At 56.4% G+C, this 14,458-nt stretch carries 14 protein-coding genes; 6 read left to right on the forward strand and 8 right to left on the reverse strand.

All coding sequences use genetic code 11. The features are described from left to right. On the forward strand, positions 1 to 917 hold a 917-nt coding region (locus B4O97_RS17150), incomplete at its 5' end, for an SDR family NAD(P)-dependent oxidoreductase (protein WP_083052739.1). 285 nt (positions 918 to 1,202) lie between these two features. Then, positions 1,203 to 2,399 carry an anaerobic nitric oxide reductase flavorubredoxin gene (locus B4O97_RS17155; protein WP_083052740.1) on the forward strand — a complete coding sequence of 399 codons (1,197 nt, stop codon included), beginning with the start codon at positions 1,203 to 1,205 and terminating at the stop codon, positions 2,397 to 2,399. Between the two features lie 45 nt (positions 2,400 to 2,444). Here the strand turns inward: B4O97_RS17155 and B4O97_RS17160 are convergent, their stop codons facing one another. The 3 genes from B4O97_RS17160 to rbr form a co-directional block, all read right to left on the reverse strand. Further along, complete coding sequence (locus B4O97_RS17160; protein ID WP_083052741.1) at positions 2,445 to 3,182, reverse strand: LysM peptidoglycan-binding domain-containing protein; 738 nt, start codon at positions 3,180 to 3,182, stop codon at positions 2,445 to 2,447. After that, positions 3,182 to 3,598 carry an outer membrane protein assembly factor BamD gene (locus B4O97_RS17165; RefSeq protein WP_083052742.1) on the reverse strand — a complete coding sequence of 139 codons (417 nt, stop codon included), beginning with the start codon at positions 3,596 to 3,598 and terminating at the stop codon, positions 3,182 to 3,184. Before B4O97_RS17165 ends, B4O97_RS17160 begins: the two co-directional genes overlap by 1 nt. 119 nt (positions 3,599 to 3,717) lie before the next feature. Continuing rightward, positions 3,718 to 4,239 (reverse strand): rubrerythrin, encoded by a 522-nt coding sequence (rbr, locus tag B4O97_RS17170; protein WP_083052743.1) that lies wholly within the window; start codon positions 4,237 to 4,239, stop codon positions 3,718 to 3,720. Between the two features lie 206 nt (positions 4,240 to 4,445). Here rbr and B4O97_RS17175 point away from each other — a divergent pair, with 206 nt between their 5' ends. Genes B4O97_RS17175 through B4O97_RS17190 form a run of 4 tightly spaced genes read left to right on the forward strand, consistent with a single transcriptional unit; the run spans position 4,446 to position 10,503 of the window. Then, positions 4,446 to 5,639, forward strand: coding sequence for a pyridoxal phosphate-dependent aminotransferase (locus B4O97_RS17175; RefSeq protein WP_083052744.1), 1,194 nt, complete (start codon positions 4,446 to 4,448; stop codon positions 5,637 to 5,639). Between the two features lie 17 nt (positions 5,640 to 5,656). Continuing rightward, positions 5,657 to 6,571, forward strand: a complete 915-nt coding sequence (locus tag B4O97_RS17180) for an efflux RND transporter periplasmic adaptor subunit (RefSeq protein ID WP_083052745.1) — start codon at positions 5,657 to 5,659, stop codon at positions 6,569 to 6,571. A gap of 6 nt (positions 6,572 to 6,577) precedes the next feature. Then, positions 6,578 to 9,664: an efflux RND transporter permease subunit gene (locus B4O97_RS17185; RefSeq protein ID WP_083052746.1), complete on the forward strand. Its 3,087-nt coding sequence runs from the start codon at positions 6,578 to 6,580 to the stop codon at positions 9,662 to 9,664. Next, a complete protein-coding gene (locus B4O97_RS17190) occupies positions 9,661 to 10,503 on the forward strand; it encodes an EamA family transporter (protein WP_083052747.1) in 843 nt (280 codons plus the stop codon). The genes B4O97_RS17185 and B4O97_RS17190 overlap by 4 nt, the downstream gene beginning before the upstream one ends. A gap of 9 nt (positions 10,504 to 10,512) precedes the next feature. Here the strand turns inward: B4O97_RS17190 and B4O97_RS17195 are convergent, their stop codons facing one another. The 5 genes from B4O97_RS17195 to B4O97_RS17215 all read right to left on the reverse strand — a co-directional run bounded on the left by B4O97_RS17195 (position 10,513) and on the right by B4O97_RS17215 (position 14,332). Next, positions 10,513 to 11,028 carry a hypothetical protein gene (locus tag B4O97_RS17195; protein ID WP_083052748.1) on the reverse strand — a complete coding sequence of 172 codons (516 nt, stop codon included), beginning with the start codon at positions 11,026 to 11,028 and terminating at the stop codon, positions 10,513 to 10,515. Positions 11,029 to 11,111: 83 nt separating this feature from the next. After that, a complete protein-coding gene (locus B4O97_RS17200) occupies positions 11,112 to 11,354 on the reverse strand; it encodes a hypothetical protein (protein WP_083052749.1) in 243 nt (80 codons plus the stop codon). Positions 11,355 to 11,365: 11 nt separating this feature from the next. Next, positions 11,366 to 12,388: an ATP-binding cassette domain-containing protein gene (locus tag B4O97_RS17205; protein ID WP_083052750.1), complete on the reverse strand. Its 1,023-nt coding sequence runs from the start codon at positions 12,386 to 12,388 to the stop codon at positions 11,366 to 11,368. Continuing rightward, positions 12,375 to 13,082, reverse strand: a complete 708-nt coding sequence (locus B4O97_RS17210) for a GTP-binding protein (protein WP_083052751.1) — start codon at positions 13,080 to 13,082, stop codon at positions 12,375 to 12,377. Before B4O97_RS17210 ends, B4O97_RS17205 begins: the two co-directional genes overlap by 14 nt. Next, positions 13,079 to 14,332, reverse strand: coding sequence for an ABC transporter substrate-binding protein (locus B4O97_RS17215; protein WP_083052752.1), 1,254 nt, complete (start codon positions 14,330 to 14,332; stop codon positions 13,079 to 13,081). Before B4O97_RS17215 ends, B4O97_RS17210 begins: the two co-directional genes overlap by 4 nt. Positions 14,333 to 14,458: the final 126 nt, after the last annotated feature.

The raw sequence follows: 14,458 nt of genomic DNA on the forward strand, positions 1-14,458 counted from the left end.
CAGAAAAGCCTATCGACCGCCGCCTGTTCATGCATATCTATGTGCGTTCGCCCTGGCATCAGGCCATATTCCGGTTTTCATTACTCCCTCTGAAGCGTATACTGACTGTCATGGAAAAACATATAGCAGTTGTTACCGGAGCGAGTTCCGGAATCGGCCGTGCCTTTGCCGAAGAGTATGCCCGCCGCGGCTATGATCTTATTCTGACCGGAAGACGTACCGGGGTGCTGGATTCCTTTTCCGCTGAGCTGAGGGAACGGTGGAATACCTCCGTGGAGACGGCGATATTCGATCTTTCCGACCCTGAGGAGCTTGAGCTTTTTGCCGGAAATATCGCTGCCAGACGCATCTCCGTGCTGGTCAACAATGCAGGTTTCGGCAGTCCCCGGGCCTTCAGTGTCGATACCTACGAGAACCAGGTGCGGATGATCAAGGTGCACGTCGAGGCTGTGGTCCGACTGTGCCATGCCGTGCTTCCCGGAATGCGCGAAGAGGGAGAGGGGACCATTATTAATGTATCGTCCCTGGCAAGCTTTTTTCCGGCCCCCCTGGACGCCCTTTACAGCGGTACCAAAGCCTTTCTGACCCGCTTTTCCGAGGCCCTGCAGCTTGAACAGTCCGGTACCGGTATCCGTGTGCAGGCCCTCTGTCCCGGATTTATCCGTACGGAATTTCATGAGCGTCTTGGTCTTGGCAAGGAGTTCAACCGAAAAAGTTCCGGAATCTTCCGCTGGATGGAACCGCAGCAGCTGGTCCGTGCCTCCCTCAAGGCCCTGAATCGCAGGAGACCCCCTGTTATTGTCGTGCCGGGCCTCTTTTACCGCTTCCTCTACCTGATTCACAGACTCGTTCCCCGCAGTATTATCTACCGCAGCATGGACGGCCGCATGATGAACCGGGTTGACGGAGGGGAATAGGACCGCTGTTTCCTGCCCTCCGTAACAAATGTTACTTACTGTATCAGGATTGCGCCGTACACTTGTACCTGTAGCCGGGGGCTGTGCAAGACCGATGGCGACCGTACAAGAGTGAAGGGCCGGCTTTGCCGGTCCTGAACGAGGCAGAGCGGAGCTTGAGGACGATTTCGTCCGATGGCGACCGTACAGTACAAGAGTGAAGGGACGGCTTTGCCGGTCCCGAACGAGGCAGAGCGGAGCCGGAGGACGGTTTCGTCCGATGGCGACCGTACAAGAGGAGGATGCATGGAACGGAATATCAGGAACAATATTACCTGGGTGGGAAAGATCGACTGGGAGCTGACCAGATTTCATGGCGATGAGTATTCGACCCATCGCGGGAGTTCCTACAACTCCTATCTTATCCAGGAAGAGAAGACCGCGCTCATCGATACAGTCTGGGCTCCCTTTGCCCGGGAGTACGTGGACAACCTGGCAAAGGTAATCGATCTGAACAAGATCGACTATGTAATCGCGAATCATGCCGAGGTGGACCACAGCGGAGCTCTGCCGGAGCTGATGGCAAGGATTCCGGATGTGCCGATCTACTGTACCGCCAACGGGGTAAAGTCCCTGAAAGGGCATTACCACCAGGACTGGAACTTCGTGACCGTAAAAACCGGAGACACCCTGGATCTGGGAAACGGCAAACAGCTCATTTTTATAGAGGCCCCCATGCTCCACTGGCCGGACAGCATGTTCTGCTATCTGACAGAAGATGCCGTACTCTTCAGCAATGACGCCTTCGGACAGCACTATGCATCGGAGTACCTGTTCAACGACCTGGTGGACCAGACGGAGCTTTATGAAGAGGCGATAAAGTATTATGCCAATATCCTGACCCCCTTCTCCGGTTTTGTTACCAAAAAGATCAACGAGGTTCTTGCTCTGAATGTTCCGGTGGAGATGATTGCCACAAGCCACGGGGTAATCTGGCGGGAGGATCCCACCCAGATTGTAAAAAAATACCTGGAGTGGGCGGATTCCTATCAGGAAAACCGGATAGCACTTATCTACGACACCATGTGGAACGGGACCCGGCGTCTGGCCGAGGCGATTGCCGAGGGGATCCATGCCGCCGATGATACCGTGGACGTTCGTCTTTTCAATATGGCGGAGCGGGACAAGAACGATGTCATCACAGAAATATTCAAATCCAGGGCGGTGCTTCTGGGTTCCCCCACCATCAACAAGGGTATCCTTACGGCCATGGCATCCCTGATAGAAGAGGTAAAGGGCCTGAGGTTCAAAAACAAGAAGGCCGCCGCCTTCGGCTGTTACGGATGGAGCGGAGAGTCCGTGGGGATTCTGAACGAACAGCTGAAGGAAGCCGGTTTTGAGTTAATCGGTGAGGGCGTAAAGGCTCTCTGGAATCCCGATGAGGAGAGTCTGAATGCTGCAAAGGAATACGGACGAAAGTTTGTGGCGGAGCTGGTAAGATAATACAGGCACTGTAAAAAAGGCGGCCCGAGGGGCCGCCTTTTTCGTTTAATCCCGGGGTACCTGGCTTTTAATTTCGCCGTTTACCCAGATTCCCGAACGTTCCTCACCGGGACGGGAGGGTATGTCCATCACCATTCCCGGGTACATCAGGTCCCAGTTGTCAGGCTGGGGCAGCTTGTTCTTGTTGGCCTCGTAGAGAGGTTTCCAGGCGGAGGTGTCCCCGTATACGAAGGGGTATCCCGCAATGCGCCAGAAGCAGTCTTCTGCACCGGGGAGTTTCCGTACCAGGTATGCAGCAGGGAGTCCCGATTTCGAGGGTTCCTCTTTCGGTTCCTGGGGCTGAACAGTTCTGGCCCCGCCGAAGGTTTCAAGCAGTGCTATGGCCTCACGGCTGCTCTCCGAACTCTGGCTGTAGGAACCGTTGTTGTAGAGTTCACCGGCGGCTTCGATGAATCCCACGGCTTTGGCAAAATCAGCCGGGTTCTCCCTGGATCTTCCCGAGCGCTCCACCTGCCCCCGAAGACCGACTGCCCTCTGCAGGAGCTGATTCGCACGGTACTGGGCAAGCATGCGGGCCACGTATTCATCCGATTTTTGCGCATACTCCGCTGAAAGCTCGGCGTATTCCCTGGCCTTCAGGTATTCTCCGTCTTCCAGGGCTTCCTCGGAAAGCTGTTTGTAGCGCAGGGACTCGCGGTAGTCGGGGTTATCCCGCAGACTCTGGGCGGACACGGCAGAAACAGAGAGGACAAGTACCAGAATGAAGATTATTCCGTGTTTCATTATTCCTCCTCCTCCAGGCCTGCTTCCCTGCGGGCTTCTGCTGCGTTCTGTTCAACAGTGCTGAGGGCGCTCTGGGCCTTCTCCAGGGCTTCGATAGCCGCTTCTCTGTTGGCTTTCGCCTCTTCGAAGGCGGCACGATAGGTCTGTTCCGCTTCTTCGTATTTTTCTTTAGCCGTATCCCATTCTCTGCTCTGCTCAGCGCTCCGGGCTTCCGAGTACAGCTCCTGTGCCTGGGCATAGGTTTCGGGGGCACCCTTTGCTGCTTTCAGGGAATCCGCCTGTGCCTTGGCGTCTTCCACCCTCTGCCTGAAAGCGCTGAGGTCGACAGTCTCCACCTGGGTCGGCTCCGGTTCCGGCGCCGAAGCACAGGCTGCCAGCAGGGACACCATCAGTAATGCTGCTATGAGCTTTTTCATAATTCCATCCTCATTTTTTCTCTTCTTATAATAGACTACCCCCTTATGAGGGGAAAATGCAAGAAAAAACCCGTTTCCGGGCTCACGGAAACGGGTTTGTACAGAATTTCCAGGCTCTTTTAGATATCGAGATTGGCCGGCTCGTAGTACTCCCTGGGGTGTTTGCAGCAGGGACATTTTGCAGGCGGCTCGGTGCCTTCGTAGATATAGCCGCATACGCCGCATTTCCAGGCAATCGGGGTCTCCCGCTTGTATACAGTGTTGTTTTTTACCATTTCCAGCAGCCGGTCGTAGCGGTCCCGGTGATGGGCTTCAACCTTTGCGATCTGGCTGAAGAGGGTTGCAGCTTCTTTATTGCCTTCTGCTTCCGCCTCTTTTGCGAAGGTCGGGTACATGTCGCTGGTTTCGTAGTCTTCTCCGTCCCGGGCGTCCTTCAGGTTGGATGCTGTGTCTCCCAGGTGCCCCGCAAGCTTGAACTGGTCCTTTGCGTGGCGCATTTCGTTGTCGGCGGTCTCTTCAAAAATCCTGGCGATATAGTGATATCCCTCCTTTCGTGCCACCTGGGCATAGAAGGTATACTTGTTTCTTGCCTGTGATTCTCCGGCAAAAGCCGCCATCAGGTTCTCTTGAGTCTTTCCCATTCTCATTCTCTCCTTGAGGTATTTACCCCATAATAGAATGGGTGATCTTCGCTGTCAAGAATCGTTCCTGAATAATATGCGGGGATTAGTATACCTCTTCTTTTAGAGATCTCGCGTTTTTAGTAATGTCCGCTGCTGAAAAACCTGTGTTGATCTCGGTACCTATCCGTTGCATAATAAGCTTTCAAGAATCAAGGAGAGGAAATATGAAGATAGCCGAACGGATCAGCAATCTTGGAACGGAAACCGCCTTCGCCGTATCCGGAGAGGCCAGGGCTTTCGCCGCTGCGGGAAACACGGTGTATCCCTTTCACCTGGGGGACATGAATATCCGTACCCCGGATAATATTATCAACGCAGCTCATCAGGCCATGCTGGCGGGGAAGACCGGATACGCTCCCAATGCAGGGATCCCTGAACTCAGGGAAGCCCTCGCTGAAGATGTGAACAGGGCACGGGGAAGCTCCTATACTGCGGCCAATGTGGCCATTCAGCCCGGGGGAAAACCCGTCATAGGCAAATTTATCCAGGCCGTGATGAATCCCGGTGACGAGGTCCTCTATCCGAACCCGGGATATCCCATTTACGAATCCCAGATTGAGTACTACGGCGGCAGGGCTGTTCCCTACGGATACGTTCCCGGAGATGAGAACTTCCGCCTTGATTTCGACGCCCTTGAAAAGTCAGTGACCACGAAAACACGGCTGCTTATTTTTAATGACCTTCAGAATCCCACCGGAGCGGAATCCTCCCGGGAAGAGCTGGAGGCTGTTGCCCGTTTTGCGGTAAAGCATGACCTTAAGGTTCTCTGCGACGAAGCCTACTTCGATATCCGCTACGGCGGGGAGTCCGTATCCCTGAGTTCCTTTCCGGGCATGGAGGAACGCTGCGTAATCCTCTATACCTTCTCCAAGAAATTCGCCATGACCGGCTGGCGCCTGGGTGCTGCCATCGGACCGGTGGATATTATCGACGTTATTGCCCGGATCAATCTGAACGACGAATCCTGCTCAAACCACTTTATCCAGGTTGCCGCCGTGGAAGCCCTCAAGGGGGACCAGAGCGGACCCCGGAAAATTCTTGAAGTTCTCAAGGAACGGCGGGACCTGGGGGTGGACATTTTGAACTCCATCCCGGGGATTTCCTGCTACCGGCCGAATGCTAGCTTCTATCTGTACCCCGATGTAACGGAGCTTATGGAAAAGAAGGGCTTTGATAATTATGAGACCTTTCGAAAGGATGTGCTCCACAAAACCGGTGTAAGCTTCTGTACGCGCCTCCATTTCGGCAGGGCCCTTCCGGGGGAAGAACGGAAATATATCCGCCTTGCCTATTCCGGTATAGATGCTGATCTTATACGCAAAGGACTTGGTCTCCTGAAAGAGTATTCTCAGAAGTAAACGGTAGAGGAAAGCGCATGAAACGGTACCGTACACCGTCAGCGGCCCGGCATGTCGCCGCTTTCGCCCTGGTTCTGGCTTTCTGGCTGGTCTTTCCCCTCGAGGCACAGCAGGGGGGCGGAGCAGGGCGGGGAGGAGCCGGAGGTCCCGGAGCAGGGGAATCGGCCCTGATCGGCACCGCCTCGGTTGAATCCCGGGGAAGGGTAATCCAGGTCGGCGGCAGGCTGAAACCCAAAACCAGCATTGTGCATACCTCCACCTTTACCGGCGTTGTGCGGGATATCCCCGTGGAACCCGGGGATTCCGTAAGCACCGGGGAGCTCCTCTTTACCGTGGACCGCAACGAGGCGGGTCAGACCTTTCAGCTGCATACCGTGCGCTCCCGTATCGACGGTATTGTTTCAAAAGTCGATCTGCTGGCGGAGGAAGAGGTCAGCGCCAACGGTGCGGGGGTGACGGTAATCGGCCGTCGGGAGTATATTCTGGAGGCCAAAATCAGCGACAAGGACGCCTTCAAAGTCGCCCTGGGGCAGCAGGTTTCAGGCCGCAGGGTGGACGGAGGAGATCTGACGGGTCGTCTGAGCCTTCGTTCCCCCGAACCCGACTACGATACCGGTCTCTTCGAGCTGACCTTCGAGTTTCCCGCGGGGCCGCAGACCTTTGCCGGAGCATTTGTACTTATAGATCTTCCCACCGAGCTTATCCGGGGAATATTTGTTCCCTCGGAGTCCATAGACCGGCGTTACGGTCGGAATTTCCTCTGGCTTGTGGATCCCGACACCCGTACCCTTATACGGCGTGAAGTCGAACTGGGAACCTCTCTGGGGGATGAAACCCTGATAAACGCCGGACTGGCCGAGGGCGACCGCTACCTGCGGGTCTTGAGCGGCCGGGAACAGGAAGGCGCTCCTCTTCCGGCAGGAGGACGTTAAAACACCGTGCTGCGGCTGATTTTCAAGCGTCAAAAGGTCCTTATACTTGGTTTTCTGCTCCTCTGTGTACTGGGAATTATCCTGGTCACCGAGCTGCCGGTACAGCTTTACCCCCAGACCCAGCGCCCCCGGGTGCGGGTACGGATAAACTACACCGGATACTCGGCGGTCGATTTTTCCCGCCAGTACGGTGAGGATGTGGAAGCCCAGTTTCTGACCGTCGAAGGGGTGAGCACCCTGGAGGCGGAGTACCGCAACGACTCGGGAGATTTTACCCTGACCTTTGACTGGAATACCGACAGCGACACCGCCAAGGCGGACGTCGAGGCGGTCATGAACACCATACGCAGCCTGCTTCCGGAGGATGTCCGGGATGACTACTGGGTACGTTTCTTTACCGGGGAGAACGCGGGTTTTCTCCTCATGGGGGTGCGGGCCCCCGGGATCTCACCAAAAGCTCTCTACGAACTGATCAAATCAAACCTTGAAAACCAGCTCTCCCAGGTGGAGGACGCGGAACTGGTGGAGATCGTCAATATCGAGGACAAGGAGGTGGAGGTCCTGCTGAACAACGCCGCCCTTCTTGCCTACAGCCTGAGTATCAACGATGTTGATGCGGCCTTCCGGCGGGGACACCTTCCCAGGCCCCTGGGAAGCATAGAGGATACAGAGAGAGATTTCTCGGTACGGAATCTGACCGATATCAATACTATCTACGATCTTGAGAACCTGATTATCGCCGACAGGGGTAATGTGGCCATCCGCCTCAAGGATGTGGCGGATATTCGCATCAGGTACACCCTCCCCGGGCAGGCGCTGGTTCTCGATGGCGCTCCGGCGGTGCGGATCAATGCCACCCCCAAGGACGGCGGCAATATCCGGCAGATGTCCCAGGATGTGCTGGAGATCCTGGAAACGGCCATTCAGGACGGGGTTCTCCCGGAGGATACTGCCTTTCAGCTCTATGTAGACCCTGCGGAATACATAAACCGCTCAATCCGCAACGTCGTATCCGCGGCCCTCCTGGGAGCAGGCCTTGCCATGCTGATCGTGCTTCTGACCCTGGGGGAACTGCGGAATACCCTGCTCATCGGTATATCGATTCCCGTGACCATGATCCTTTCCTTTATCCTGATGTACTTTTTCGACGTCAGTCTGAACCTTATCTCCCTGGGGGGAATTGCCCTGGCGGTGGGGATGGTGATAGATCCATCCATTGTGGTCCTGGAGAATATCCACCGCCACTATAGCGAAACCCCGGAGATCCGGGAGCCCCGGCACCTGATGCACATTATCATCACTGCTGTAGGAGAGGTGGCGGTTCCCGTTACCGCCTCGACCCTGACGACCGTCCTGGTCTTTCTGCCTATCTCATTTACCGCTCCCCTGACCAACGCGATCCTGGGCGACCAGGCGAGTACGGTAATCTTTGCTTTGGCCTTTGCCCTGCTGATCTCCCTTAGTCTCATTCCCCTGGTTGCTTTCCGCCTCCACCCGCTCAAGTTATCGGGCAATACGGAGAAGCCCCGGGGACTCACCCGTTTTTCCCTGGCCTTCATGCACGGCCTGACCAGGGGCTATCGCGGACTTTTATCTTTCCTGATAAAAACCCGGGTCAGGGCAGGAGGCCTTATAGCGGGCTCCTTCGTTCTTCTTGCTCTTTCCGTTTCCCTGCTCCTGCCGCTGATTCCGAAGGAGATTATCTCCTCTCCCTTAAGCAACCGGATCATCGTTTTCTTCCGCAGCATGGAAACTGAAGATCGGGTGGAGATTGTTGAAAATATAGTGCCGCGGCTGGAATCCATGGTCCATGAAAGCCTGGGTGATGCGGTGGACCGGACCTTTGCACAGGTTTCAGGTCGTTTTAACATTCTCTTTATCGATCTGGTGAGTTCCGGACATGCCGAAGAGTCCCTGGCAGCTCTGCAGCGGGTCTTCGTTTCCGACAACAGGTTCTACTACAATGTAAACATGTGGGACCCTGCCCAGCTGCCCCTGCCGCGGACCAATGATCTCCAGCTGAGCGTTCACGGACCGGAAGAGGCGGTCAAGGTCAATCTTCTGGAAGAGATCCGGGACCTGGTTAATCAGTCTGAATTGTACGGAAGGGTATTCACCGACCCTGCGACGGGAGTGAGCAATCAGCTTTCCCTTCGCCTTCGGCGGGAGATAATCGAAGGATTCGGAAACCTGACCGAGAGCTCCCTGAATACCCTTACCGGCAGGATCCTCCGGGGGACGGCCTCCATGGATTTCGAGGACGGTCAGGAGACAATTACCGTGGCGGCGGAGTTCCCTGAAGCGAGCCTGGACGGCATCGAGATGCTGGAAAACTTCCTGATTCATACCAGCGCGGGGATTGTGCCCTTAAAGCATTTCTATGACTTTTCCCGGGATACCGCCGTGGCGGGAATCGCCAGTGAGGACGGAGAGCATATATTCCGGCTCTACGGCAGAATGCTTCCCGGGACGCCGGCGGCGGAACGGGTAAAAAATGAGGAGAGCATCCGCAGCATTCTGCGGGAAAAACTTGCTCTGCCGCCGGGCTATACGCTTGCCTTTGACAATCCCCAGGAGGAGCTGGACGAGGCGATCCGTTCTCTCTTTATCGCCCTGGCCGCCTCGGTTGCCCTTATCTACCTGGTGCTGGCTTTTCAGTTCAATTCCCTGCGCCTGCCCCTGGTCATCCTGGTTACCGTTCCCCTGGGCTTTATCGGGGTTGTGCTGAGTCTGTTTGTGTTTAAATCATCTCTGAATCTGAACTCCCTTCTGGGGACGATCCTGCTGGCCGGGGTGGTGGTAAACAACGCGATTATCATGATCGATTTTTATCTGCGCATATCTTCCCATCATGAATCAAAGACAGACGCCATAACCATTGCTGCGGGGCTGCGTTTCCCGCCCATAATCATTACCATGCTGACCACCATACTGGGGATGCTTCCCCTGGCAATCGGTCTTGGGGAAGGGTCGAATATTGTTCAGCCCCTGGGAATCGCCGTGTCCGGAGGGCTCTTTATCTCAACCCTCTTTACTCTTTTTGTCGTTCCTGCGATTTTGAGTTTTATTCCGAAGGAGCAAAAAGAGACATGATCTTCCTTCTCTCCCTATCCGCTGCCCTGCTTTTTGGAGTAGGCGATTTCTCCGGTGGTTTTGCCTCCCGGCGCCAGCCCGTGGGGGCGGTGCTGTTTACCTCCCAGCTCTTCGGGCTGTTGCTGGTGAGTCTTGTATCGCCCCTCCTGCTCGAGGGAGTACCCAGGGCCGCAGACCTGCTGTGGGGAGCCGCCGCGGGTATCGGCGGGGCCGTTGGTATTCTGTTTCTCTATCACGCCCTGGCCCACACCGTGGTTGCCATCGTCTCTCCCACCGCTGCCCTCGTGGGAGCCCTGCTTCCCCTGGTGTTCGGCCTCCTGATCGGGGATGCCGTCTCGCCGATCGGATGGATCGGTATCGGTCTCATCCTGCCGGCGGTTGTTCTGTTAAGCTATGAACACCTGGAAGCCGGTACCACTGTGGAGGAACGACGGCGGGCCTTCCTTTACGGGATCGGTGCGGGGGCCGGTTTCGGTCTCTTCTTTATTCTGATTGCCCAGACCAGTCCGGCGGCGGGCTTATGGCCCCTGGCGGGAGCAAGGATCACCTCCCTGGCCATGGTTGCCTGCTACAGCATCCTGAGGGGACGCTCGCTGATTGTGCGGGGACAGGGAATCGGTGCGACAATCATGGCCGGTACCTTCGATATGGCCGCCAACATCGCCTTTATGCTGGCGGTCCAGAGCGGGCGGATCATTCTGGTTACCGCTGTAACCTCGGTCTATCCGGCCCCGACGGTGCTGCTTGCCCGGCTTATCAACGGCGAGAAGGTCCACCCCCTGCGCTGGGCCGGGCTTGCCGCGGCGGCCGCGGGGGTAGCCTGCATGGGAATCGGCTAAGCGGTGATTTTACGGGACTTCCTTATCCAGGCGGATAAGAGTGTCCCGTTCCGCCTCGGTGGGAAAAAGATAGTACATCGACATCAGCGAGAGAAGCACCAGGAAGTAGACATCCAGCCTGCTGCCCCCGGAAAGAATAAAAAGGACGAAGCCCAGAACCGCACACATTTCGCACATGGCCGAAGGGGGAATCAGCAGGGCAACGGCGGAAGACCGCCGGGCACGGTGATGATTCTGGTAGATAAGCCATTTTAAAAAAGAAAGCATGATCCCGGGCTCGGGTTTCCTGATTGTTTTTTTCCACAAAAAGGCCAGCACAATCAGCCCTGCGGACAAAAGATAGACCACGGACCGGAATATCGAATAATTTGCGGCAGTCAAAAGAGGTGTAAGCGCGACCCGGATCAGTCCCGACAGCAGCAATTCAGCCACCAGGAGGAAAATAATCGCCGTCACCGGCTGGATTGAAGCCACAAGGCGGCTGATTTTGTATTCACCCTCGTAATCCCGGTTTTCGTAACTCATGCTGCTCCTCTTGATCAATCCTGATATCAGTCCATACTATGGTGTATCCCGGTCTTTCTGCAACAGCAGAGACCGGGATGTTGTCAGTACCCGACCCCTGCGTTCATAACGCTCTCCGGGTCAAAGGCGTGGCAGGGGGTTACTCCGTGGACCGAGCCGCATTGGGTGCAGCTGGCCTCGAAGGTCTCCATTTCAAACTCCTTACCGCACTGTCCGCATTTTACCTGCAGCGGTACCGGCATGAACTGGGAGGAGAATCCCATCATGCGTACCTTGTCTACTATCTGCCGTCCTGTTTCAAAGCTTCCGGAACATCCTTCGTGCATTGCTCTTTCCTTTATATGGTAATCTGGTCCAGGCGTTTACCCGCCCGGAGTTCGCCCCGGAGGGTTTGAATCCTCCTGTCCAGGGCCTCTATCTCGTGCAGTATTCCCCGTTCGCCATCGCTGGTTTCGATGATCGAGGCGATACCGCCGTTCCTGATGATGATCCTCTTGTCGGCCATCAGGGCCAGGATGGGGTCGTGGGTCGCCATCAGGACGATCTTCTCCTCCGACAGCAGCAGCTCCAGGGCCTTTTTCCGGTCGATCCCGGCGTTTTCGATCTCGTCGATCAATACGATGGGAGACTTGCTCAGGATCGCGGTATCGGCGATCATCAGGGCCCGGGACTGTCCGCCGGAGAGGGAGGTGATGGGGGTCTCAGGGCTGAACTGTTCCCCCGCCAGCTCGTTTGCCCTGGCGATGATCTTCTCCGTTACCTCGTCGGTGTTCTCTATGAGTCTGCTCTCCGCGTGGAGGGTAACGAACTCCCGGACCGTCAGGTCCATTACAAAGTTCATGTTCTGACTGAGCTGTGCCACCAGCTTGTCGGAGGTGGAAAAACGCCACTTTTTATCCGGCTCAGTACCGTTGACCAGGACCTGTCTGCCCGTCGGCGTGTCCCGCTGGGCCATCCACTCGATGTCCGCCAGAAGACGGCTTTTTCCCGAGCCCGTGGGGCCGACTATGGAGACAATCTCTCCCGGCCGTATTTCCAGGGCCTCGAAACCCTCGGGTTCTCCGCTCTTGGTGGTCCCCGGCAGAATGCTTACGCTCCGGACACGGGTCCCGCTGTTCAGGCCCAGGAACTCCAGCATCTGTTCTATGTAGGCCCTGGCGCCGGATACGGTTTCATCGACGTCGATGGCCTTGTCTTCCCTGAACTCATCTTCCAGGGAGTGGAGGTACTCCTTTAAGGGGAGCTGTTCCCTGGGAGAGTACTCCAGCCCCGCGGAGGAAAAGTAGGAGTCTATAAAGGGGTATTCTTCGAGAAGTGCCGCTACCGGCAGGGTCTCGATGTCGCGCTTAATTTTGCTCATGCTGGTTCTCCAGTTTGATTTTCCGTACGTTTCCCATCTGGAACTGTTCGCCAATGCGCGTCTCTCCCAGGCAGTAGGAACAGAGGGCCGAGGGCATGGGAAAGCGCAATTCCTTCCCCTTGACGGAATCGATCTCGTTGTCGCTGTCGTGCATAAGGGTGCTCAGTTCGAAGGCCCCCTGTCCGGTGAGGCCGTTTACATGGATAATCGTCGCCCGGGGATTCACCATGCCCACGCGGCTGGCGAAGACCTCCCGCTCGGCCTGGGAGACGATATCCCCCTTGGTAATGACCACGATGTCTGCGCTCTTGAGCATGGGACCGATCTTTTTGGGGGTGTTGATGCCGCTCAGGTTGTCGATCACGCAGATCGCCCGGATCTCCTTGATGTAGGGGGAACAGCGGTTGCAGAGCCCGGCTGATTCGCTGATCAGGATGTCCAGACCCTCACGGATTCCCCACTGGGTAACCTCTTCGATGTTACTGACGAAGTAGTGGTCCGGACAGAGGCTGCCGGATAACCCCTTTTGCACGGGAATTCCCGCCTTCGCGTAGAGCTGATCATCCTCGGTTGAGAGGCAGTCGAATTTGGCAACGCCGATCTTGAAGCCCTTCCGCCTGAGGGATTCGGCGGTCTTGAGGATGACCGCTGTTTTTCCCGATGACGGGGGGCCGGAAACGGTTATCAGGTTCATGCGCTCTCCTCCGTCATGGCAGCCAGGCTGCTGGTCCGGTTGAAGATTTCTTCGCTTACAGCGATCTCCCGGCTCAGGTCGTGGGATTTGATGTAGTCCCAGCCCAGCCACATGAAGGGGGTTCCCTCAGCCAGCCGGTTGTCGACATCCGGGTTCAGGGAGGGGAAGAGTCCCTGGTGGGCCAGGACCTCGCCGATCTTTTGGGATCCGAAGAAGTCGACCACCGGTTTGAGATCCTTCTCCTTGCCCCGTTTGCTGAGCATGAAGATGGGGCTTACAATGGCTCCGTCCTCGGGCCAGACCGCCTGCATGGGCCCGCCTTCCCGCACGGTTTTGGTAAAGAAGTAAGGCATGATGGTGACCGCGGGCCGGGCGTTCTTCATGCGGTCGCTCTTGACCATCTGGGAGGGGTGCAGGGCCTGGAGCATGACACGGCCGAGCTCCTCCACCCCGGCATCGCCGTAGCGGCTGCGGAGGGTGAGCAGAATGGCGTTAAAGAGGTCGAAATCTCCCACCGGCAGGGAGACGGACTGACCGAAGTCGCCGCTCAGGAGTTCCTTCCAGCTCCGCGGTACAGGACGTCCCGCAAGCTCCTGGGTGTTTACCAGGAATACCGCCGGGACCGCGGCGATTATGGAGTAGACACCTGCGGGATCCTTAAGGTCGAGGCCGGCGAAGGCGGGATTCTCGCCCTTCCAGTCCAGCAGGTCCGTAAAGGCGTTCTGCTCCCGGAGGCGTCCGATGCGCTGGCGGTCGAAGAAGAGGTCGAAGCCGGCGGAGATAAAGATATCCGGCAGGGACTCGATGGAGGTGGAACTGTCGATGTGTTCCTCCACCCACTGGGTGCCCACGCTGGCGGCCTTCAGTTCCGCCTCGATTGCCCTGCCATGCTGCCTCCGGTAGGCGCTGCTGAAGTTGTTGAACTCCTCGAGGATGGGAATCCGCACCGGGCAGGGGAGGAGTCCGGTCATGCTGACCGACTCTTCCTGCCCGTTCTGCGGCGTCCCGCTCAGGCTAAGGTCAGCTCCGTCACGGTGCTCAGCGATCGCCTCGTTCAGGAGACTAACGAAGAGCTCTGAATTGATTTTCCGTATCTCCAGGGCCGTTTTCAGGGAGACCAGCTTGCCGTATCCGGCGCGCTGAGAATATTCGGCCATCCGGGGAAAGCCCCGGGCAACGAAGATATCCACGGTTTCGGGATATTTTTCCGTGATGGTGTAGATGGTATCGTTTATATCAATGTAGTTCATGCTGGAACCTCGCTTTCATGATCAATACAGTAATATAATACAGAAGAGACTTCGGTAACATAGGATACGAAAAAGGATCATTATATGAAGTTGCTGGTAAAAACCTTGACCTCGAGTTAAAGTGCC

Source organism: Marispirochaeta aestuarii (assembly GCF_002087085.1).
Taxonomy (GTDB): Bacteria; Spirochaetota; Spirochaetia; order JC444; family Marispirochaetaceae; genus Marispirochaeta; species Marispirochaeta aestuarii.

Bases quoted from the DNA above. Each gene is read 5' to 3' on its own strand.
- B4O97_RS17155 (WP_083052740.1), top strand. From the start codon at position 1,203: ATGGAACGGAATATCAGGAACAATATTACCTGGGTGGGAAAGATCGAC.
- B4O97_RS17160 (WP_083052741.1), bottom strand. From the start codon at position 3,182: ATGAAACACGGAATAATCTTCATTCTGGTACTTGTCCTCTCTGTTTCT.
- B4O97_RS17165 (WP_083052742.1), bottom strand. From the start codon at position 3,598: ATGAAAAAGCTCATAGCAGCATTACTGATGGTGTCCCTGCTGGCAGCC.
- rbr (WP_083052743.1), bottom strand. From the start codon at position 4,239: ATGGGAAAGACTCAAGAGAACCTGATGGCGGCTTTTGCCGGAGAATCA.
- B4O97_RS17175 (WP_083052744.1), top strand. From the start codon at position 4,446: ATGAAGATAGCCGAACGGATCAGCAATCTTGGAACGGAAACCGCCTTC.
- B4O97_RS17180 (WP_083052745.1), top strand. From the start codon at position 5,657: ATGAAACGGTACCGTACACCGTCAGCGGCCCGGCATGTCGCCGCTTTC.
- B4O97_RS17190 (WP_083052747.1), top strand. From the start codon at position 9,661: ATGATCTTCCTTCTCTCCCTATCCGCTGCCCTGCTTTTTGGAGTAGGC.
- B4O97_RS17195 (WP_083052748.1), bottom strand. From the start codon at position 11,028: ATGAGTTACGAAAACCGGGATTACGAGGGTGAATACAAAATCAGCCGC.
- B4O97_RS17200 (WP_083052749.1), bottom strand. From the start codon at position 11,354: ATGCACGAAGGATGTTCCGGAAGCTTTGAAACAGGACGGCAGATAGTA.
- B4O97_RS17205 (WP_083052750.1), bottom strand. From the start codon at position 12,388: ATGAGCAAAATTAAGCGCGACATCGAGACCCTGCCGGTAGCGGCACTT.
- B4O97_RS17210 (WP_083052751.1), bottom strand. From the start codon at position 13,082: ATGAACCTGATAACCGTTTCCGGCCCCCCGTCATCGGGAAAAACAGCG.
- B4O97_RS17215 (WP_083052752.1), bottom strand. From the start codon at position 14,332: ATGAACTACATTGATATAAACGATACCATCTACACCATCACGGAAAAA.